General features: G+C 60.3%; 17 protein-coding genes. 5 read left to right on the top strand and 12 right to left on the bottom strand.

Features of this window, described 5'->3' with window-relative positions:
• Position 1 precedes the first annotated feature (1 nt).
• The 3 genes from tcyL to AK821_RS06900 form a co-directional block, all read right to left on the bottom strand.
• Positions 2–667, bottom strand: coding sequence for a cystine ABC transporter permease (gene tcyL, locus AK821_RS06910; RefSeq protein WP_064388999.1), 666 nt, complete (start codon positions 665–667; stop codon positions 2–4).
• Positions 667–1,467, bottom strand: a complete 801-nt coding sequence (gene tcyJ, locus AK821_RS06905; protein ID WP_064388998.1) for a cystine ABC transporter substrate-binding protein — start codon at positions 1,465–1,467, stop codon at positions 667–669. Before tcyJ ends, tcyL begins: the two co-directional genes overlap by 1 nt.
• Before the next feature lie 310 nt (positions 1,468–1,777).
• The gene (locus tag AK821_RS06900) at positions 1,778–2,770 is read right to left on the bottom strand and encodes a D-cysteine desulfhydrase (protein ID WP_064388997.1); all 993 of its coding nucleotides are present in this window, start codon (positions 2,768–2,770) and stop codon (positions 1,778–1,780) included.
• 190 nt (positions 2,771–2,960) lie between these two features.
• Between AK821_RS06900 and epsC the strand changes: the two genes are divergently transcribed.
• Together epsC and betT are read left to right on the top strand one after the other, a co-directional pair.
• Positions 2,961–3,887, top strand: coding sequence for a serine O-acetyltransferase EpsC (gene epsC, locus AK821_RS06895; RefSeq protein ID WP_064388996.1), 927 nt, complete (start codon positions 2,961–2,963; stop codon positions 3,885–3,887).
• A 370-nt stretch (positions 3,888–4,257) separates the two neighbouring features.
• Positions 4,258–6,219, top strand: coding sequence for a choline transporter BetT (betT, locus tag AK821_RS06890; RefSeq protein ID WP_163030199.1), 1,962 nt, complete (start codon positions 4,258–4,260; stop codon positions 6,217–6,219).
• 23 nt (positions 6,220–6,242) lie between these two features.
• Here the strand turns inward: betT and AK821_RS06885 are convergent, their stop codons facing one another.
• Both AK821_RS06885 and AK821_RS06880 read right to left on the bottom strand, forming a co-directional pair.
• Entirely contained in the window at positions 6,243–6,503 is a 261-nt protein-coding gene (locus AK821_RS06885) for a hypothetical protein (protein WP_064388994.1), read from the bottom strand.
• A 175-nt stretch (positions 6,504–6,678) separates the two neighbouring features.
• A complete protein-coding gene (locus AK821_RS06880; protein ID WP_064388993.1) occupies positions 6,679–7,716 on the bottom strand; it encodes a LacI family DNA-binding transcriptional regulator in 1,038 nt (345 codons plus the stop codon).
• A 206-nt stretch (positions 7,717–7,922) separates the two neighbouring features.
• Between AK821_RS06880 and AK821_RS06875 the strand changes: the two genes are divergently transcribed.
• From AK821_RS06875 to mgrA, 3 genes are all read left to right on the top strand, one after another.
• The gene (locus AK821_RS06875; RefSeq protein WP_064389088.1) at positions 7,923–10,148 is read left to right on the top strand and encodes a TonB-dependent receptor; all 2,226 of its coding nucleotides are present in this window, start codon (positions 7,923–7,925) and stop codon (positions 10,146–10,148) included.
• 2 nt (positions 10,149–10,150) lie between these two features.
• Entirely contained in the window at positions 10,151–11,470 is a 1,320-nt protein-coding gene (locus tag AK821_RS06870) for an LLM class flavin-dependent oxidoreductase (protein ID WP_064388992.1), read from the top strand.
• A gap of 109 nt (positions 11,471–11,579) precedes the next feature.
• Positions 11,580–12,617 carry an L-glyceraldehyde 3-phosphate reductase gene (gene mgrA / locus AK821_RS06865; RefSeq protein ID WP_064388991.1) on the top strand — a complete coding sequence of 346 codons (1,038 nt, stop codon included), beginning with the start codon at positions 11,580–11,582 and terminating at the stop codon, positions 12,615–12,617.
• 214 nt (positions 12,618–12,831) lie between these two features.
• Here mgrA and tauD read toward each other — a convergent pair whose 3' ends face one another.
• From tauD to AK821_RS06830, 7 genes are all read right to left on the bottom strand, one after another.
• Positions 12,832–13,674, bottom strand: coding sequence for a taurine dioxygenase (gene tauD / locus AK821_RS06860; protein ID WP_038359808.1), 843 nt, complete (start codon positions 13,672–13,674; stop codon positions 12,832–12,834).
• Between the two features lie 143 nt (positions 13,675–13,817).
• Positions 13,818–14,657 carry a taurine ABC transporter permease TauC gene (tauC, locus tag AK821_RS06855; protein WP_064388990.1) on the bottom strand — a complete coding sequence of 280 codons (840 nt, stop codon included), beginning with the start codon at positions 14,655–14,657 and terminating at the stop codon, positions 13,818–13,820.
• The gene (tauB, locus tag AK821_RS06850; protein ID WP_064388989.1) at positions 14,654–15,433 is read right to left on the bottom strand and encodes a taurine ABC transporter ATP-binding subunit; all 780 of its coding nucleotides are present in this window, start codon (positions 15,431–15,433) and stop codon (positions 14,654–14,656) included. The genes tauC and tauB overlap by 4 nt, the downstream gene beginning before the upstream one ends.
• Positions 15,434–15,449: 16 nt before the next feature.
• Entirely contained in the window at positions 15,450–16,427 is a 978-nt protein-coding gene (tauA, locus tag AK821_RS06845) for a taurine ABC transporter substrate-binding protein (protein ID WP_064388988.1), read from the bottom strand.
• Positions 16,428–16,771: 344 nt separating this feature from the next.
• Positions 16,772–18,355, bottom strand: a complete 1,584-nt coding sequence (gene gshA, locus AK821_RS06840; protein WP_064388987.1) for a glutamate--cysteine ligase — start codon at positions 18,353–18,355, stop codon at positions 16,772–16,774.
• 247 nt (positions 18,356–18,602) lie between these two features.
• Entirely contained in the window at positions 18,603–18,986 is a 384-nt protein-coding gene (locus AK821_RS06835; RefSeq protein ID WP_053116527.1) for a PaaI family thioesterase, read from the bottom strand.
• A complete protein-coding gene (locus tag AK821_RS06830; protein WP_064388986.1) occupies positions 18,986–21,310 on the bottom strand; it encodes a Tex family protein in 2,325 nt (774 codons plus the stop codon). The genes AK821_RS06835 and AK821_RS06830 overlap by 1 nt, the downstream gene beginning before the upstream one ends.
• Between the last annotated feature and the right edge of the window lie 351 nt (positions 21,311–21,661).

Below are 21,661 nucleotides of genomic sequence, written 5' to 3'. Positions count from 1 at the left end.
GTCAGGACTCCTGGTCGTGCCGATTGACCCGCTCTTCCAACTTGTTCTGGAAGTGCGAAAGCACTGTGGCCAGAATCCAGTAGATCAGCGCGGCGGCAAGATACATGGTGAAGACTTCGAAAGTCCGGGCGGTAATCAACTGTGCCTGACGGAACAGCTCCGGTACCTGAATGGTGGCGGCCAGTGCCGTGTCCTTGACCAGTGAAATGAAGCTGTTACCCAGCGGCGGCAAGGCCGTGCGCATTGCTTGCGGCAGAATGGCCCGGCGCAGGGTTTGCGCGCGGGTCATGCCGATGCTCGCAGCGGCTTCCCACTGGCCACGTTCGATCGAACCGATCGCGGCACGGAGGATTTCACAGGCGTACGCGGCCATGTTCAGCGAAAAGCCGATCAGTGCCGCCGGCAGCGGATCCAGTTCGAGACCCAATTGCGGCAAGCCGTAATAGATCACGAACAGTTGCACCAGCAATGGCGTGCCGCGAAAGAACGACACGTAGATGCGCGCCAGCCAGCTCACCGATTTGAAACGCGACAGGCGCATCAGTGCCAGGCCGAAGCCCAGCAGCAAACCGAAGAACATTCCGCCGAGGCTGAGGATTACCGTGTAATACGCGCCCTTGAGCAGGAAGGGCGCGGAGTCCAGTGCGAGTTGGAAAGCTTCTTCCATTATTGAGTGACGTCAGCGTTGAAGTACTTCTCGGACAGCTTCTTCAGGGTGCCGTCGGCACGCAGTTCGTCGAGGGCCTTGTTCACGGCGGCCAGCAGTTCAGGCTCGCCTTTGCGCAGGGCAACACCGGCTTCCTGACGGGAGAAAGCTTCACCGGCAGCGACGGTTTTCGGCGCTTTCTTGGCGTATTCCAGTGCGGCCAGACGGTCGATCAGAATGGCGTCGGTGCGGCCGTTGTTGAGGTCGGCGAACTTGGTCGGATCATCATCGTAGGTGCGCACGTCAGCGCCCGGCACGTTGGCGCGGACCCACTGCTCGTAGTTGGTGCCCAGGCCCACACCGACTTTCTTGCCGGACAGGTCATTGGCGGTCTTGATGTTCAGCGCCGCTTCTTTGCTCTTCAGCACCAGCGCCTGAATACCGGAAACGGTGTACGGCTCGGAGAAGTCATACTTCTTTTTGCGCTCGTCGGAGATGGTCACTTGATTGACTACGACATCCAGACGCTTGGATTCCAGCGCCGCGAGAATACCGTCCCACTTGGTTGGCTGAACCTTGGCTTTGACGCCGAGTTTTTGTGCCAGCGCTTCGGAGAGTTCTACTTCGAAACCGGACAGTTTGCCGTCGGCATCGACGAAGCTGAACGGAGGATAAGTGCCTTCCAGGCCGACGTTGATAACGCCCTTGTCCTTGATCTGTTGCAGCTGCTCACCGGCTACTGCCTGGCCGATCAGGCCGGCGCTCAGCGCCAGGCCCAGCGAACCCACCAGCAGATTGCGACGTAGTGCGGAAAAATTCATGACGAGCCCCTGTGTTTTCTTATGGAAGACGCTAAAGGAAAGTTGGCGAATGGGTGATTCGTGCGCCTGCGTTATCGTGCCCTAAAGCAGCTTATGCGTCTTGCGCGAAATTCGCCTGCGGCGAGACTATAAGATGTCTGTTTTAGACTTGAAAATACTTAATATTGAAAATGATATTCTTTATTGGAATATGAGGATCGTTCCCACGCTCTGCGTGGGAATGACTCTAGGGACGCTCCGCGTTCCAGCGCTCAAGGGGACGCGGAGCGTCCACGGCTGCATTCCCACGCAGAGCGTGGGAACGATCTCGCTACAGGAAATCCTTGTAAGCAAACAAAGCCGGCGCCCCACCGGTATGCAGGAAGATGATCGGCCCTTCATCAAAACGCTGACGCCCGATGCCATCGAGCAACCCCGCCATCGCCTTGCCGGTGTAAACCGGGTCCAGCAGTACCGCTTCCTGACTGGCCAGCAATTTCACTGCAGCCAACGTTCCGGCATTCGGTTCGCCATAACGCGGGCCGAAATATTCGTCCCACAACTCGACCTTGAAGCTGGCCGGCAGCTCGACGCCAAGCAGATCCGCCGTACGTTCGGCCAGCCCCTGCACCTTAGGCCGCTGATCTTCTTCACTGCGCGAAACCGTCACGCCGATCACCGGCAATCGCGGCAACACTTCGCTCAGCGCCAACGCCAGACCGCTGTGCGTCCCGGCGCTGCCGGAGGCCAATACCACTGCAGCGAAATCGAGTCCGGTGTCCTTGATCTGCTCGGCCAGTTCCAGGCCGGCACGCACGTAGCCCAGAGCACCGAGCGCATTCGAGCCGCCGATCGGCACCAGATACGGCTTCTTGCCGTTACTGCGCAGCCGCACGGCGAGGGCGGCCAATTGTTCGTCAGCGTTGTCGAGGTTGTCGACCAGCTCGACCTTGGTGTCGAACAGATCCAGCAGCAGACGGTTGCCGTTGCCGGTGTAGTCGCTGTCGTCGGTGCCCAGGGGATTTTCCAGCAGGGCCACGCAGCCAAGACCGAGTTTGGCGGCGAGTGCGGCGGTCTGGCGAACGTGGTTCGATTGCAGCGCGCCGGCGGTGATCAGCGTGTCGGCGCCTTGCGCGAGGGCATCGGCGCCGAGGTATTCGAGTTTGCGCAACTTGTTGCCGCCCATGGCCAGAGGCGTCAGGTCATCGCGTTTGATGTACACCTCGCGGCCGAGCCAGGTGGACAGGCGTTCGAGTTTTTCCAGCGGCGTGGAGTGACCGAGCAGGTCGAGACGGTTAAAGCGTTCCAGCTGTTGTTTGATCATGAGTCCGTACTGGCGGAGAAAGATGAAAGGACTATAGGCACGTGCTTTTGCAGGGGCAACCGTCAAGCGCTTATAGCCAAATCGACTGAGCCCAGCACTATCGGTTCTTAATTCGCCTTCGCGACCTTGCCGTAAAGTAGGCGCCGTTGACGCGGCCAGACAGTCCGGCCGCCCGTGAGGAGTCTTTACCGTGAGCGAGCGTTCCAGCCATTGGCAATTGCAGACCATCGTCAGTCAACTGCGCAGCGCGCGGGATCAGTGGCGGGCACAGAACGGCCGGGCCTCCGGCGAGCAGGGCGGGCGCGAGTTGCCCTCGCGGGCGGCGATGGCGGAGATTCTCGAGGCGCTGTGTGGTGCGTTGTTCCCGATGCGCCTGGGCCCGGTGGATCTGCGTGAAGAGAGTGAAGACTTTTACGTCGGCCACACGCTTGATGTCGCACTGAATGCCTTATTGGCACAGACTCGACTAGAGTTGCGTTACGTCGCCCGCCACAGCGCGCAGGCCGATACTGAAGTCGAGGCCCGTGCAATTCAGATCGTGCAGGATTTTGCCTTGGCCTTGCCGAGCCTGCGCACGCTGCTCGACACCGATGTGCTGGCGGCCTATCACGGTGATCCGGCGGCGCGCAGTGTCGATGAAGTGCTGCTGTGCTACCCGGGGATTCTGGCGGTGATTCACCATCGTCTGGCGCACCATTTGTATCGCGCCGGTTTGCCGTTGCTGGCGCGGATCAGTGCGGAAATCGCCCATTCGGCGACGGGCATCGATATTCACCCGGGGGCGCAGATCGGCCGTAGCTTCTTTATCGATCACGGTACCGGTGTGGTGATTGGTGAAACCGCGATCATTGGCGAGCGGGTGCGGATTTATCAGGCGGTGACGTTGGGCGCCAAACGCTTCCCGGCGGACGAAGACGGCCAGTTGCAGAAGGGCCATCCGCGTCATCCGATCGTGGAAGATGATGTGGTGATTTACGCCGGGGCGACGATTCTCGGACGCATCACCATCGGTAAGGGTTCGACCATTGGCGGCAATGTGTGGCTGACGCGCAGCGTGCCGGCGGGGTGCAATCTGACCCAGGCCAACTTGCAGCACGATGACGGCACGCAAAAGTAAGATCCCATGTAGGAGCTGCCGAAGGCTGCGATCTTTTGATCTACAAAAACCACAGCAAAAGATCGCAGCCTTCGGCAGCTCCTACAGGTATGGGCATAAGGCCATGTTGCTGTTGAACGAATTCCTCCAAACCCGCGTCATACACCTCCTTGGGCTACTGTAGGAAAACTACCGTCGAGCCCTGCGATTAGTCCTTACCACCCTATCCATGTTTAACTTGAACGTTCATTCAAGTTAAACCGGTGGTTCGCTGCCCGCTCACAACAGGAGGCTTGCCTTTGCTGAGTCCGATCATTTCAGCCACGATTCAACCCCTCGAGGTGCACGTTTCATGAGTGCATCGTCCACCCCCGCCAGCGGCCTGGTACGCATGAATCCGCCGGTGTTCTATTTCGCCGCGACGGTCATTCTGCTGTTTGGTCTCGTCGTCATTGCCATGCCGGAGCAGGCAGGTGCCTGGCTGCTGGAAGCGCAAAACTGGGCGGCCAACACGGTCGGCTGGTACTACATGCTCGCGATGACGCTGTATCTGGTCTTCGTGGTGGTCACCGCCTTATCCGGCTACGGCAAGATAAAACTCGGTGCCGACCACGACGAGCCCGAATTCAGTTACCTGTCCTGGGCCGGCATGCTGTTCGCCGCCGGGATCAGCATCACGCTGTTCTTCTTCTGCGTCTCTGAACCGCTGACTCATATGCTGCAACCGCCGCAAGGCGAGGCCGGCACGGCGGATGCGGCGCGTCAGGCCATGCAGATTCTGTTTCTGCACTGGGGCCTGCATGGCTGGGGCGTGTTCGCCTTCGTCGGCATGGCGCTGGCCTATTTCGCTTACCGCCACAACCTGCCGCTGGCCCTGCGCTCGGCGCTGTATCCGCTGATTGGCAAGCGCATCAACGGCCCGATCGGTTACGCGGTCGACGGCTTCGGCATCATCGCCACGGTGTTCGGTCTGGGTGCCGATATGGGTTTTGGTGTGCTGCACCTCAACTCCGGTCTCGACTACCTGTTCGGCATCGCGCACACCCAGTGGATTCAGGTCGGCCTGATCACGCTGATGATGGGCGCGGCGATCATCGTTGCCGTTTCCGGTGTCGATAAAGGCGTGCGGGTGATGTCCGACATCAACATGCTGCTGGCCTGTGCGCTGTTGCTGTTCGTGTTGTTCGCAGGTCCCACCCAGCATCTGCTCAACACCTTGATCCAGAACCTTGGCGACTACCTCGGCGCCTTGCCGATGAAGAGTTTTGACCTCTATGCCTACGATAAACCGAGCGACTGGCTCGGTGGATGGACAGTGTTCTACTGGGCCTGGTGGATTGCATGGTCGCCGTTCGTGGGTTTGTTCATCGCACGGATTTCCCGTGGCCGCACCATCCGCGAATTCGTCTTCGGCGTGCTGCTGATTCCGCTCGGTTTCACCCTCGCGTGGATGTCGATCTTCGGCAACAGCGCGCTGGATCAAGTGCTCAACCACGGCATGAGCGCGCTGGGCATGTCGGCCATCGACAATCCGTCGATGAGCATTTACCTGCTGCTGGAAACCTATCCGTGGAGCAAAACCGTCATCGCCGTGACGGTGTTTATCAGCTTCGTGTTCTTCGTCACCTCGGCCGACTCCGGCACGGTGGTGCTCTCGACCCTGTCGGCCAAGGGCGGCAACCCCGATGAAGACGGGCCGAAGTGGCTGCGGGTGTTCTGGGGCGCGATGACCGCGCTGATCACCAGTGCGCTGCTGTTCTCCGGCAGCATCGATGCGCTGAAGTCAGCGGTAGTGCTGACCTCGTTGCCGTTCTCGTTGATCTTGCTGCTGATGATGTGGGGCCTGCACAAGGCGTTCTATCTGGAATCGCAGAAGCAGATCGCGCAACTGCATTCGCTGGCCCCGGTTTCCGGTTCGCGGCGCGGCACCGGTGGCTGGCGTCAGCGTCTGAGCCAGGCAGTGCACTTCCCGTCGCGTGACGAGGTGTACCGTTTCATGGACACCACGGTGCGCCCGGCGATTGAAGAAGTGACGGCGGTGTTCGTCGAGAAAGGCCTGAACGTGGTCACCCAGCCGGATCCGGCGAATGACAGCGTCAGCCTCGAAATCGGCCATGGTGATGCGCATCCGTTCATCTATCAGGTGCAGATGCGCGGCTACTTCACGCCGTCCTTCGCCCGTGGCGGTATGGGTTCAAAGCAGCTCAACAATCGCCGTTACTACCGCGCTGAAGTGCATCTGAGCGAGGGCAGTCAGGACTACGATCTGGTCGGTTACACCAAAGAGCAGATCATCAACGACATCCTCGACCAGTACGAACGCCACATGCAGTTCCTGCATCTGGTGCGTTGATCGGCGGCTGGGCGCCGGGACGTTTACGACTCGGCGCTCAGCACCATGAACAACACCATCGCCGCCACCGGCACGCCGAATACCGCACTGCCAATGGCTAGTTCCGATCCCACGGACTGGCCGGCATGCACCACCCCCACCGCACCATTGATCACCGTCAACGCCAGCCACAGGGCGGCGAAGCCGTAGGCCATGGTCTGCCGGCTGAAGCCGATGCGCTCGCCGATGTAGAGCATCAGCGCGAGCAGGACCAGGCCGAAGAAGATGATGATGGCGGTGTGCATGGCGAGCTCTGTCTGGTGGATGGGTATTGCCTGAAAGACCGCTATCGCGAGCAGGCTCACTCCTACAGTGGAGCGCTCTGTGGTCAACCCCGTTCCCTGTAGGAGTGAGCCTGCTCGCGATAGGGCCACCTCGGTAGTCTTTAAAGCATAGCCAACCCGGCCCCCGCCATATTCATCAGGTGCTTTCGCGTTCGATGACTTGGCATTGCAGCAGGTTCAGGCGTTGCACCTCGTCGCTTGGTAATACCCCGAGACTTTCCAAAACGCGCGTGGCGGCAAGCACGCCAATCTCCAGCGCCGGTGGTTTGATCGTGCTCAGGCTGGGCAAAAGCATCTCGGCGAAGGGGTAATCACCGAAGCCTAGAACGGCGCAGTTTTCGGGGATTTTAATACCTGCGCGTTGCCCGGCGAGCAGGCCGCCGGCGGCGAGGTTGTCGTTGGCGAAGATGATTGCATCGGGGCGCGGTGAGGCGTTCATCAGGGCATCCATCGCCTGTTTGCCGGCTTCGAACGGTGCGCGATCGGCATCGGGTGCGAACACCCAAGGCTCCAGGCCGGATTCGCGCAGGGTCGCGGCATAGCCGTCACGGCGCTCCAGTGCGCTGAGGTCTCCCGGCGCACTGTTCTGCACGAAGGCAATGCGTCGGTAGCCTTTTCCCAGCAGATATTTCGCCGCCGTCACGCCCACTTCAAAATGCGAAAAACCGATCTGCATCGGCTCGCGATCCGGTTGGTAATCCCACGTCTCGATCACCGGCACATCGGCCTCGGCGATCATCTTTTCCGTGCCCGCGCTGTGAAAATGACTGGTCAATACCAACGCCGCCGGCGACCAGCCAAGAAACGCACGCACGGCGTTTTCTTCTTGTTCAGTACTGAAGTAACTCGACGCCAGCAACAGTTGATAACCGTGACGACTGAGGGTATCGCTGAAGCCTTGAATGGTATTGGCGAAGATCGGCCCGGAGATGTTCGGAATCACCATGCCGACGATTTTCCCCCGTGCCGAGGCCAGCCCGCCGGCCACCAGATTCGGTACGTAACCCAACTCCGCCACCACTGCCGCAATCCGCTCGCGGCGTTCGGGCGAAACCTGTTCGGGCTGATTGAAATACCGCGACACGGTGATCGCTGACACCCCTGCCTCGCGGGCGACCGCATTGAGGGTCACGCGTCCGGCGCCACGGCGCTTGCGGGGCTTTTCTTCGCTCATGGTTCGATCCTTGTTAAAAACCAAATCGCATATAAAACTAATTTTTCAGTATTGGACGGTCTATGTGAGGTTGGCCAATATTAGCGATGTTAGCGCTAACAAAGCGCGTTGTCTGCTACTCGCTCGAGCGAATGCCCAAGACACCGATTCAGGCGCTGTCGTCGCAGAACGGCAGCGGATCAGGGCCAATTTCGAGCGGGCAGAACATGCACAACATTCCTGGGGCGACACATAAACTGGCGCAATCGATTCGCGCCGCTGGCTGGTTACTGACGGGGTTGGCGGCGCTGCCGTTGCCCAATGCATTCGCTGCTGAGAGCAGCGATCAGGAGCCGACGCTGAAGTCGGTAACCGTCACCGCGACCCGTCGCGAAGAGTCGCTGCAAAAAGTGCCGGTGGCGGTCTCGGTGATTGACGGCGAACAGCTTGAGCGCGACAACCGCAACGGCGTGGCGAGCATCGTCCAGCAAGTGCCATCGTTGAACTTCCGCACTGGCGCTTCGAACAAGGACACCTCGTTGTTCGTACGCGGCGTCGGTACGATTTCCACCTCGCCGGGCGTCGAGCCGACCGTGGCAACTGTGATCGACGGCGTGGTGTATGCGCGTCCGGGTCAGGCAACCATGGATCTGCTCGATCTGGAACGCGTCGAAGTATTGCGCGGCCCGCAAGGCACGTTGTTTGGCAAAAACGCCTCGGCCGGCGTGCTCAACATCACCAGCAAGGCACCCACCGCCGAGACCCACGGTTACATCGATCAGTCGTACTACAGCGGCAACGAAAGTCGCACCCGTTTCGGCATCGGCGGCAGCCTGATTCCGGACACGTTGAAAGGCTCGATCAGCACGCTGTTCGGCAGCTACGACGGCAACGTCGACAACCAACACAACGGTCAGGAGGTCAACGGTTACAACCATCGCGGCGTGCGCGGCAAACTCGAATTCACCCCGAATGACGACGTCACCTTCACCCTGATCGCCGACTACATGCAGTCCCACGACGACGGCCCCAATGGCGTGGTCAGCAAGTCGTTGACCCCGGCCTTCGCCAATGCGCTGAGCCCGGCTTACGCCTCCAGCCACAACCGCGACATCAACACCGACACCCGCTCACACGTTGAGGACACCAACAAAGGCCTGTCCGGCCAGCTCGACTGGCAACTGGGCGATTACACCCTGACGTCGATTACCGCGTGGCGTGGTTGGGACAATACTCAGTATCAGGACGGCGACCGTCTCGGCACGGTAACCGCAGCGTTCCCGGGCACGGCGGACAAGGGCGATCTTGCCTTCGATCAATACTCGCAAGAGCTGCGTCTGGCCTCGCCGAAGGGCGAATTTCTCGAATACGTCGGCGGCCTGTTCTACATGCACGGCAAGGACGAAGAGACCTATCAGCGCACGTTGACAACGACCACGCGCACCGATCGCGGCATCGCTGATTACAGCACCACCAGCGACAGTTATGCCGTGTTTGGCGAGAGCACGCTGAACTTCACGTCCGACTTTCGCGGCATCGCCGGCCTGCGCTACACCCACGATGATCTCGAATACGATCACCGCCGCGTTTCGACTTCGGCGACTACGGTCAGCGGCATTCAACCGGCCACCAGCAGCTCAGGCTCGGTCGACGAAGACGGCTGGTCCGGTCGTCTCGGTGTGCAGTACGACTTGAGCGATGCCGTCACCACTTACCTGACCTACTCGCGCGGCTACAAAGGCCCGGCCTACAACGTGTTCTTCAACATGCAGCCGCGCGACACCGAAGCGCTTAAGCCCGAGACGTCCAACACTTGGGAGGCGGGGATCAAAGCCACGTCGTGGAACAATCGCCTGACCACCAACCTCGCGGTGTTCCACAGCGAGTACGACAACTACCAGGCGAATTTCTTCGACACCGTCGCCGGCCAGGTTGTGACGCGTCTGATCAACGCCGGCAGCGTCAGCACCGAAGGCGTCGAGCTCGATTACGCCTTGCAGGCGACCCAGCAATTGAAACTGTCCGGCGCACTGGCTTACACCCGCGCCCGCATCGACGAATTCGCCTGCCCGGCGGGCGCGGCGGCGTCGTGCAACGTCAACGGCAAACCGCTGCCGTTCAGCCCGGACTGGAAAAGCTACGTGCGCGCTGACTACACCATCCCGCTGGATAACGGACTGGATATCGAACTCGGCACCGACTACAGCTGGCAGAGCGAAGTGCAGTACGACATCAGCCAGAACGTCGACACCAAACAGGGTGCTTACGGCATCTGGAACGCCAGCATCGCACTGGCCGATTACACCAACGGCTGGCGGGTCGCGCTGCTGGGCAAAAACCTGGCCGACAAATCCTATTCGCCGGTCCTCGCCAGCGGTGGCAACTACATCTACCGCGCCGTGCCACGGGATGACGAGCGCTACTTCGGCGTGCAACTGCGCAAGGATTTCTGACGATGAGCAGACAGTTGAAACTCGGCGCATTTCTCATGGCCACCGGGCACCACGTGGCGGCGTGGCGTCATCCGGATGTGCCGGCGAATGCGGGTCTGGATTTCGCCCATTACAAGCGGTTGGCGCAGATCGCCGAGGCAGCGAAGTTCGATGCGCTGTTTGTTGCCGACAGCGTCGCCGCGCCGACCCAGGACATCGCCAGCCGCATGGCGCGCTCGGATCACTTTGAACCGCTGACCTTGCTCTCGGCCCTCAGTGCCGTGACCGAGCACATCGGCCTGATCGCCACGGCGACCACCAGTTACAACGAGCCGTATCACGTGGCGCGTAAATTCGCTTCGCTCGATCATCTCTCGGGTGGTCGTGCGGGGTGGAATCTGGTGACGTCGGACAATGCTGCCGAGGCGCTGAATTTCGGCCGCGACGAGCATATAGGCCACGCCGAACGCTACAGCCGTGCGCGCGAATTTCATCAGGTAGTCACCGGGCTTTGGGACAGTTGGGAGGACGATGCCTTCATTCGCGACAAGGCCAGCGGGGCGTATTACGACCCTGCGAAGTTGCACGTACTGAATCACGTCGGCGAGCACTTTCGGGTCAAAGGCCCGCTGAACGTTGCGCGCTCGCCGCAGGGGCATCCGGTAATTGTCCAGGCCGGCTCTTCGGAAACCGGGCGCGAACTGGCGGCGCAGACGGCTGAAGTGGTGTTCACCGCTCAGACCTCCTTAGCCAATGCACAGGCGTTTTACGCCGACCTCAAAGGACGTTTGCCCAAGTACGGTCGCAGCGCCGATTCGCTGAAAATCATGCCCGGGGTTTTTGTCGTGGTCGGCGGCACCGAAGCCGAGGCGCAGGAAAAATATGAAACGTTTCAGCAATTAGTCGAACCCGAGGTTGGCGTCGCCTTGCTTGGGCGTATGCTGGGCAACTTCGATTTATCGAAGTATCCGCTGGACGGCCCGTTGCCCGAATTGCCGCTGACGGAAAGCGGCCAGCAGAGCCGGCAGAAATTGCTGACGGAATTGGCGGGGCGGGAGAGCCTGAGCCTTGCTGAACTCGGTCGCAAGATTGCTGGCGGGCGAGGGCATTACAGCCTGGTCGGTACGCCTGAGCAGATTGCTGATCGTTTGCAGGAATGGTTCGAACAGGGCGCGGCGGACGGCTTCAACGTGCTGGTGCCGCACTTGCCGGGCGGGCTCGAAGACTTCGCCAACGGCGTGGTGCCGGAACTGCAACGGCGTGGGTTGTTCAGAACGGAATACGAGGGCCGCACGTTGCGCCAGAACCTTGGCCTCGCCCGACCCGGCAATAGATTTGTGTAACACCCTTCGCGAGCAAGCTCGCTCCCACAGGAGACTGCATTCCAATGTGGGAGCGAGCTTGCTCGCGATGAAGTCGACACCCATTTCAAGACAGACAAGAGAGGATTCGATGACTTACACCGCTGCCGAAAATCGCTATGACTCCATCCCTTACCGCCGCGTCGGGCGCAGCGGTCTGGTGTTGCCGGCGCTTTCGCTCGGCCTGTGGCACAACTTCGGTGACAGCACGCCGATCGACACCCAACGCGCCTTGCTGCGCACCGCGTTCGACTTAGGCATCAACCACTTCGACCTGGCCAACAACTACGGCCCGCCGTACGGCAGCGCCGAGACCAATTTCGGTCGTCTGCTGCGCGAAGACTTCAAGCAGTACCGCGACGAACTGATCATCTCCAGCAAGGCCGGTTGGGACATGTGGCCCGGCCCTTACGGTCAGGGCGGCGGTTCGCGCAAATACGTGCTGGCCAGCCTCGACCAGAGCCTGCAACGTCTCGGCCTGGACTACGTGGATATCTTCTATTCGCACCGCTTCGACCCGGACACCCCGCTGGAAGAAACCGCCAGCGCCCTCGCCACTGCCGTACAACAGGGCAAGGCGTTGTACATCGGTATCTCGTCGTATTCCGGGGTGAAAACCCGCGAGATCGCTGCGCTGCTAAAAGAGTGGAAAGTGCCGTTGCTGATTCATCAGCCGGCCTACAACTTGCTCAATCGCTGGGTGGAAAAAGACCTGCTCGATACCACCGATGAACTCGGCACAGGCGTGATCGCGTTCACCCCGTTGGCGCAAGGTCTGCTCACTGACAAATACCTCAACGGCGTGCCGGCGGATGCGCGGGTCAATCGTCCGGGCGGTGGTTCGTTGCAGGCTTCGCACTTGTCCGAGGCCAACATTGCTCACGTGCGCGCGCTGAATGAAATCGCCAAGCGTCGGGGTCAGAGCCTGGCGCAGCTGGCGCTGGCGTGGACGCTGCGGGATCCGCGAGTGACATCGGCGCTGATTGGTGCGAGCCGGCCGGAGCAGATTATCGAGAACGTAGGGGCGTTGGAGAATTTGAGCTTCAGTGCTGAGGAGCTGGCGGAGATTGACCGGTTTGCGCAGGAAGGCGGGATCAATCTTTGGGAGAAGCCTTCGACGGCAGAATAAGCGACCCTCACCCCAGCCCTCCCGAAACGTCGGACCGCCCAGAGGGAGAGGGAGCCGACCGAGTTGTCTTGCGTCATACATCGACCTGAAATACCGAGTCGATTATGGATTCAGCAAAGCAATATCAGGTCGGCGTACCTCTAAAGCATCCCCCCATTCAGTCCCCTCTCCCTCCGGGAGAGGGTTAGGGTGAGGGGCTTTTGCTGTTCAGGGCTCAGCGAAAAAACGGCACATCTCCCAACACCGTCGCCCGCTGCATCACCCGTCGCGCCGGCCGATAGTCATCCACCGCGTAATGCTGCGTCACGCGGTTATCCCAGAACGCAATATCGTCCTGCTGCCAGCGCCAGCGAATGGTGAACTCCGGCCGTGTTGCATGGGCGAACAGAAACTTCAGAATCGCCTCGCTCTCGGTTTCCGACAGCTCATTGATCTTCGAGGTGAAGCCTTCGTTGACGAACAACGAGCGCCGGCCACTGACCGGGTGTGTACGAATCACCGGGTGCGACAGCGGTGGATTCTTGCGTCGGGCCTCTTCCCACTGCGCCAACGCTTCAGGCGTATTGCCGTAGCGCTCCAGCGGAAACGAGCGAGTGAAATCGTGAGTCGCGGTCAGCCCTTCGAGCAAGCCTTTGAGCGGCGCCGATAGCGCTTCGTACGCGGCAATGCCGCTGGCCCACAGGGTGTCGCCACCGAACTCCGGCAGCAACTTGGCGCTGAGCACCGCGCCCATCGCCGGCGTCGGCAGAAAGGTCACGTCGGTGTGCCAGATCGCGTTGTCGCGCACGTCGGTAACAGCGGTGTCGAGGATCAGCACTTCCGGTTGTTCCGGCACGTTCGGGTAGATCGGATGGATGTGCAGGTCGCCAAAGTAAGCTGCAAAACGCGCCTGTTGCGGCGGCTCGATTGGCTGGTTGCGGAAGAACAGCACCTGATATTTGAGCAGTGCCTGCTCGATCGCGTCGCGGTGTTCCAGGCTCAATGGCTGGCTGATGTCGACACCGCTGATCTGTGCGCCGAGGGCTGAGCTTAATGGGGTTATGTTGAGGCTGCTCATGGTCTTTCTCTTCAATTGCGGTCATCACCCTATGTAGGAGCTGCCGAAGGCTGCGATCTTTTGATCTTGATCTTTTTAAAAACAAGATCAAAAGATCGCAGCCTTCGGCAGCTCCTACACGGGGATTCAAAAAACGGGATGTGTCAGTGGGCCTGGCCGTGCCATGGCACCAGTTTGCGCTGCAGGGCGCGCAGGCCCATTTCCATGGCGAAGGCGATCAGAGCGATGACCAGAATCCCCAGCACCACCACGTCGGTGACCAGGAACTGCGCGGCCGACTGCACCATGAAGCCCAAGCCACTGGTGGCCGCGATCAGCTCCGCCGCGACCAATGTCGACCAACCCACCCCCAGACCAATGCGCACGCCAGTGAGAATGTCCGGCAGAGCGCTCGGCAAAATCACATGGCGAATCAGTTGTACGCGAGTCGCGCCCAACGACTGCGCCGCGCGCAATTTCGCTGGATCAACCGTACGCACGCCGGTGGCGGTAGCAATGGCAATCGGCGCGAAAATCGCCAGATAAATCAGCAGCACTTTCGACAACTCGCCGATGCCGCACCAGATCACGATCAGCGGCAAATAGGCCAGCGGTGGGATAGGGCGGTAGAACTCGATCAGCGGATCGAGCACGCCACGGGCAATGCGGTTGGCGCCGATGGCAATGCCCACCGGCACTGCGGTCAGGATCGCAAAACCGAGGCCCAGACCGATGCGACTCAGGCTTGCGCCGAGGTGCTGCCACAACGTCGAATCCATGTAGCCCGTGGTTGCCAGCAACCAGCCCTTTTGCAACACGGCGGACGGTGGCGGCAGGAACAGCGGCTCGATCAAACCGGTGGCGGTCACCGCCCACCAGATCGCCAACAATGCAAACAGCGTCAGCAAGCTGATCCAGCGTGTGCTGAGGCTGCGGCGAACGGGTATCGCCGCCGGTGCGCTGGCGGGTTTTACCGCTGCCGAGGAAACGTCGTAACTGCTCATGCGCGCTCCTGCCGTTGCGAGAACACTTTGCTCAGCACGTGTTCGCGGGTTTCGATGAAACGCGGATCGGATTTGATCGCACGGGCGGACTCGCCAGCGGCGTAACGCTGACCGAAATCCAGATGCAGGCGCTCAACGATCTGCCCCGGATTCGGCGCGAGCAGAATCAGGTCAGTGGCGAGGAACACCGCTTCTTCAATGTCATGGGTAATCAGGAAAACCGGCTTGGCGGTACGTTGCCAGACTTGCAGCAACAACTCCTGCATCTGTTCGCGGGTGAACGCGTCGAGGGCGCCGAAAGGTTCATCCATCAGCAATACACGCGGGTCAGCGGCGAGGGCGCGGGCGAGACCGACACGTTGTTTCTGGCCACCGGAGAGTTGCCAGATACGGCGACTTTCGAAACCGGATAGATCAACCAGTGCGAGCATTTCGCGGGCGATCTTTTCGCGTTTGTCCTTAGAGACACCGGCCAGCTCCAGACCGAACGCGACGTTGGCCAACACGTCCTGCCAAGGCAGCAACGCGTCGTCCTGGAACACCACGCCCCGTTCGGCGCTCGGGCCTTTGACCGGTACGCCGTCGAGGGTGATGCGCCCGGCGCTCGGTTCGACGAAACCGGCAATCAGGTTCAACAGCGAAGTCTTGCCACTGCCGGACGGGCCGAGGGCGACCAGCAATTGCTGAGGCCCGAGGGTCAGAGAAATATCCGCCAGCACCGGTGTCGGGCTGCCCGGGTACTGTGCGCTGATGCGCTCCAGCTGTAGCAAGGCCATCGCGGTTAACTCCCGATCAGTTGGTGATGTATTTGGCGCTGACGTACGGCGCGTAGTCCGGCAGAACGGCTTCGACCTTGCCCTGCTCCTTGAGGAACGCTGCGGTGTCGGTGATGGCTTTGGTGGTCGGTGCGCCGAGGGTGACAACCTGGTCAGCCGCCAGCGGGTAGACGTTGCCCTGCAGCAGCAATGGGATGTCGCTGGCCTTGGCACCGGAGAGTTTCACCAGTTTGTCGACGTTGGATTGATCGGCAAGCCAGGTTTTCGGGTCTTTGCGGTAGTCGGCGTAGGCGTCGAGGGTGACCTTGGCGAACGCGGTGACGATTTCCGGGTGCTTCTCGGCGAAGTCCTTGCGCACGATCCACGCATCAAAAGTCGGCGCGCCAAACTTGGCCAGCTCGCCGGAAGTGATCAGCACTTTGCCGTTTTCCTTGGCCACGCCCAACGCCGGATCCCACACGTAGGTGGCGTCGATGTCACCGCGTTTCCACGCGGCGATGATCGCTGGCGGCGCGAGGTTGAGCACGGTGACTTTCGATGGGTCGATGTTCCAGTGCTTGAGCGCGGCCAACAGGCTGTAGTGACCGGTCGATACGAACGGCACGGCGATTTTCTTGCCGACCAGATCCTGCGGGGTCTTGATGCCTGAGCCGTCGCGCGCAACCAGTGCTTCGGCGGCGCCGATCTGGGTGGCGATGAGGAAGGTTTCGACCGGGACTTTGCGGGTGATTGCGGCGGTCAGCGGGCTGGAACCGAGGTAGCCGATCTGCACGTCACCGGAAGCAATGGCGGCAATGATGTCGGCGCCATTGTCGAACTTGCGCCAGGCGATATCGGCCTTGGTGGCTTTTTCGTAAGCGCCGTCGGCCTGGGCGACTTTCGCCGGGTCAACGGTGGTTTGGTAGGCGACAGTGAGGTCGGCGGCCTGAGCCAGAAAACTTGCAGCAGCCAGAGAGGCCACGGCGAGCAGGCGAAGCGGGAAATTCAGTTTCATTGAAGAGCTCCATATCAGGCGACCGAGCGTCGGCGTGAAAGGAGACTAAATGATCTAAGAATCAGTAAATAAATAACTTTTTAGAATGAGCTTATGAGCGGAAAAATCTAACCGCGGGGAGGTTGTGGGCGGTTTGGATTTATTGGTTCGACTTTAGATTTTTTCCCCCTCACCCCAGCCCTCTCCCCCAAGGGGGCGAGGGGGGAAGGGGGCCGATCGGGGGATGCTTCAGACTTGAGTTCGGCTGGGTATTTCAGGTCGGTGTACTTCGCATCAACACCGCGGTCAGTCCCCTCTCCCTCTGGGCGGTCCGACGTTTCGGGAGGGCTAGGGTGAGGGGGCTTTTAGTTGCTGATCGCGAGAATGCTCGCCTGATACGACCCGACAAACACATCAAAATCCCCCACCTCGTTCTGCTCCAGCTCAGCCTGCGCTGCCAAAGAAGTACGCGCCAACTCCTCAAACTTCGCCTGCTCATCCGCCGCCAGAGGCTCGCTACGGAAAAACTCGGCATGCGCCTGGCTCTGACGCAGGGAGAACTGCGCAAAGCTTTCCTTGTGCTCGGCCATCGCTGCCAAAACTTGCGCAGACGGCGTCAGGGACGGGTCGCTGACCTTGGCCAGTTGCGCATCCAGCGCCTTGCTGTGGGCATCGCCGCCATGGCTCTGATCGAGCAGCGCTGCCAGTGGCGCGATTTGCTCCAGCAACTCGGCAGCCCAGGTCTTCATCTCGACCGATTCACCGTCACGCTGCAATTGCAGGCCCGGACGACGACCTTCCTTGACCACGCTGAGGAAGTTCGACGTCGCATTGCCGCACGAGGTGTTGGTCAGCAACGGGCTGTCGTTCAACGCGCAATACAGCAGAAACGCGTCGAGGAAGCGCGACTCGGTCAGGTCAATGCCCATCGGCAGGAACGGGTTGATGTCCAGGCAACGCACTTCAACGTACTGAATGCCACGCGCCACCAGCGCCTGAATCGGCCGTTCGCCGGTGTAGGTCACGCGTTTCGGGCGGATGTTGGAGTAGTACTCGTTTTCGATCTGCAGGATGTTGGTGTTGAGCTGCACCCACTCACCATCCTTGTGCGTGCCGACTTCAACGTACGGCGCGTACGGCGTGGCGACGGCTTTGCGCAGGCTGTCGGTGTAGCTCGCCAGATCGTTGTAGCACGGCGTCAGACCGGCCTGGGCGTTGCTCTGGTAACCGAGGTCGCTCATGCGCAGGCTGGTGGCGTACGGCAGATACAAGGTGTCCGGGTCGAGCTGTTCCAGCTGATGCGAACGACCACGCAGGAATCCGGCGTCGAGCGCTGGCGAGGCACCGAACAGGTACATCAGCAGCCAGCTGTAGCGACGGAAATTGCGGATCAGCGCGATGTAGGAAAACGACTGAAAATCGCGATCAGTGCCGACAAAGCCTTCGGTTTCGCGCAGCAACGGCCAGAGCTGTTCCGGCAGGGAGAAGTTGTAGTGAATCCCGGCAATGCACTGCATGGTTTTGCCGTAACGCAGGGCCAGGCCCTTGCGATAGACGTACTTGAGCTGACCGATGTTGGAGGTGCCGTAATAGGCGATCGGGATGTCTTCCTCGGCCGGCAACGGGCACGGCATCGATGGACTCCACAGGTACTCGTTGCCGAGTTTGCTGTAGGCAAAACGATGAATCTTGTCCAGGCTCGCCAGCGTATCGGCCGGATCCGGCAGGGCGGGCGTGATGAATTCCAGCAGCGACTCGGAGTAGTCGGTGGTGATTTGTTCGTTGGTCAGCGCGGAACCCAAGGCTTCGGGGTGCGGCGTTTGCGCCAGGCGACCTTCACTGGTCACGCGCAGGCATTCACGTTCGATACCGTGCAGGCACTGCTCGAGCAGAGAGAGGTTAGCGCGCTCGCCGAGCAGAGCCAGGCGGCGGTTGAGAAGTTCGCTCAATTTGGATTCCTTCACGCGTCAGTCGCCCCAATATGGGGGTGGGCAGGACGGTCTACAAGGGTGAAGTTGAAACTGGCGTTTTCGCCTGGTTTTTCTAGCCGGTCAGCCACACACATACCCTGTAGGAGCTGCCGAAGGCTGCGATCTTTTGATTTTGTTTTTCAATAGCAAGATCAAAAGATCGCAGCCTTCGGCAGCTCCTACAGGATTCATTGCGCCGAAATTAACTCAAAATGATGACCGGTAGCTACAGGACAGCGAACGTGCCTTGTGCTTTTGCGACCAGTTTGTCGCCCTGCATCACGTCGGCTTCAACCACCAACGTGCGGCGGCCCGGGTGGATGACCCGCGCCGTGCACATGACCTCGCCGTCGGAAACGGCGCGGATATAGTTGATCTTGCACTCGATGGTCGCGCTCTGCTGATCGAAACCGTGGGTGCTGGAACAGGCCAGCCCCATGGCGATGTCGACCAGACTGAACAGCGCGCCACCGTGCAATTTGCCGCCGCGGTTGCGCAGTTCCGGTTCCAGCACCAGGGCGACTTGCGCCACCCCGGTTTCCAGGCTGTGCAGGCGGCAGCCCAACAGCTTGAAAAACGCGCTCTCGACGAGCCCGGCCGGAATCTCCATCAGCGTTTCTTCAACTGCTTGGCGTTGGCGAACAGCGAGGCCATCGCGTTGTTCACTGGCGCGGCGGTGGCGGTTTCCTTGCGTGGCGCATTGTTCGAAGGCTGGCGTTGCGCCGAGCCCGGACGCGAGCCACGGGCGCCGTCGATCTTCTCGCCCGGGGTGTCACCCATGCGCATCGACAGACCGACGCGTTTGCGCGGGATATCGACTTCCATGACCTTCACTTTCACCACGTCACCGGCCTTTACCGCTTCACGTGGATCCTTGATGAATTTCTCCGAGAGCGCCGAGATGTGCACCAGACCGTCCTGATGCACGCCGATGTCGACGAATGCACCGAACGCGGTCACGTTGGTCACCACGCCTTCGAGGATCATCCCCAGTTGCAGGTCTTTCAGATCTTCGACGCCTTCCTGGAACTCTGCAGTCTTGAACTCCGGACGCGGGTCGCGGCCCGGTTTTTCCAGTTCCTGGATGATGTCGGTCACGGTCGGCAGACCGAAGGTCTCGTCGGTGAATTTCTTCGGATCCAGACGCTTGAGGAACCCGGCATCGCCGATCAGCGAACGGATGTCGCGATCGGTTTCAGCGGCAATGCGCTGCACCAGCGGATAGGCTTCCGGGTGAACGGCCGACGAATCCAGCGGGTTGTCGCCGTTCATCACGCGCAAGAAACCGGCAGCCTGTTCGAAGGTTTTTTCGCCCAGACGTGCGACTTTCTTCAGTGCTGCACGGGTTTTGAACGCGCCATGCTCGTCGCGGTGCGCGACGATGTTTTGCGCCAGCGTCGCGTTGAGGCCGGAGATGCGGGCCAGCAGCGCTACGGATGCGGTGTTCACATCAACGCCAACGGCGTTCACGCAGTCCTCGACCACAGCATCCAGACCACGCGCCAGTTTCAGCTGCGAAACGTCGTGCTGGTACTGGCCGACACCGATGGATTTCGGATCGATTTTCACCAGTTCAGCCAGGGGATCCTGCAAGCGGCGAGCGATGGACACCGCGCCCCGGATCGACACATCCAGATCCGGGAATTCCTTGGCCGCCAGTTCCGACGCCGAGTACACCGATGCGCCGGCTTCAGAGACCATGACTTTGGTCATCTTCATCGCTGGATATTTTTTGATCAGCTCGATTGCCAGTTTGTCGGTCTCGCGGCTGGCGGTGCCGTTGCCGATGGCGATCAGGTCAACCGAATGCTTGGCGCACAGGGCGGCCAGAATGGCGATGGTCTGATCCCACTTGTTGTGCGGCACGTGCGGGTAAACCGTGGCGTGATCGAGCAGTTTGCCGGTCGAGTCGACCACAGCAACCTTGCAGCCAGTACGCAGGCCCGGGTCGAGACCCAGGGTTGCGCGCGGGCCAGCCGGGGCGGCCAGCAGCAAGTCGTGCAGGTTGTGGGCGAACACGTTGATCGCTTCGGTTTCGGCGCCGTCGCGCAGTTCGCCGAGCAGGTCGGTTTCCAGGTGCGTGTAGAGCTTGACCTTCCACGTCCAGCGCACCACTTCGCCGAGCCATTTGTCGGCCGGGCGGTTCTGGTTCTGGATGTTGAATTGCTGGCCGATCATGCCTTCGCATGGGTGCATGGTGCCCGGCAGCTCGTCGCCGACTTTCAGCGCTGAGCTGAGAATGCCTTCGTTGCGGCCACGGAAAATGGCAAGCGCGCGGTGCGACGGCATGCTTTTCAGCGGTTCGTCGTGTTCGAAGTAGTCGCGGAACTTGGCGCCTTCTTCTTCCTTGCCAGCGATGACGCGAGCACTGAGGGTCGCTTCCTGCTTCAGGTAGTTGCGCAGTTTTTCCAGCAGGCTGGCGTCTTCGGCGAAACGTTCCATGAGGATGTATTTCGCGCCTTCCAGCGCAGCTTTCACATCGGCTACGCCTTTTTCGGCGTCAACGAAGCGTGCGGCTTCGGTTTCCGGGGCCAGGTTCGGGTCGTTGAACAGGCCGTCGGCCAAGTCGCCGAGGCCGGCTTCCAGGGCGATCTGGCCCTTGGTGCGGCGCTTCTGCTTGTACGGCAGGTACAAGTCTTCGAGGCGGGTCTTGGTATCGGCAAGCTTGATGTCGCGCTCGAGAGCCGGGGTGAGTTTGCCTTGCTCTTCGATGCTGGCGAGGATGCTGATGCGCCGTTCGTCGAGTTCTCGCAGGTAGCGCAGACGTTCTTCCAGATGACGCAACTGGGTGTCATCAAGGCTGCCGGTGACTTCTTTCCGGTAACGGGCGATGAAGGGAACGGTAGAGCCTTCATCGAGTAGCGCGACGGCCGCTTCGACCTGTTGTGGGCGTACACCGAGTTCCTCGGCAATGCGGCTGTTGATGCTGTCCATAAAACCACCTGACATATTGTGAAAGCAGGCTCTCAGGCACGCAAATAAAGGCCCGGAGTCTGGTTGGGCGGCTAGAAAATTGCCGCTGCCTGGGTCAAAAGGCAGCCCATTGACCCGTGAAATCGAACAATTACTGCAAAATTCCGGGAAAAAGTGCCGGCCATTTACGGTAACGATTCAGACGTTGCCTGGCACAAAACGCCGCGCATTATAACCAGCGTTCTGTCATTCGGGGGCGTTGCAGTCTGTAGGCATAAACCCCGGTTTTCTGGCAGTGAAGGAAAAATCTGCTAACAATGCACACGGTGCGTATAACGGCAGCTACGCCATAATGCGCGCCGAGCTAAAAGG

The sequence above is a fragment of the Pseudomonas sp. RIT-PI-r genome, assembly GCF_001297015.1.
In the GTDB taxonomy this organism is placed as follows: Bacteria; Pseudomonadota; Gammaproteobacteria; order Pseudomonadales; family Pseudomonadaceae; genus Aquipseudomonas.
This window is presented reverse-complemented; position numbering and strand designations above follow the sequence as displayed.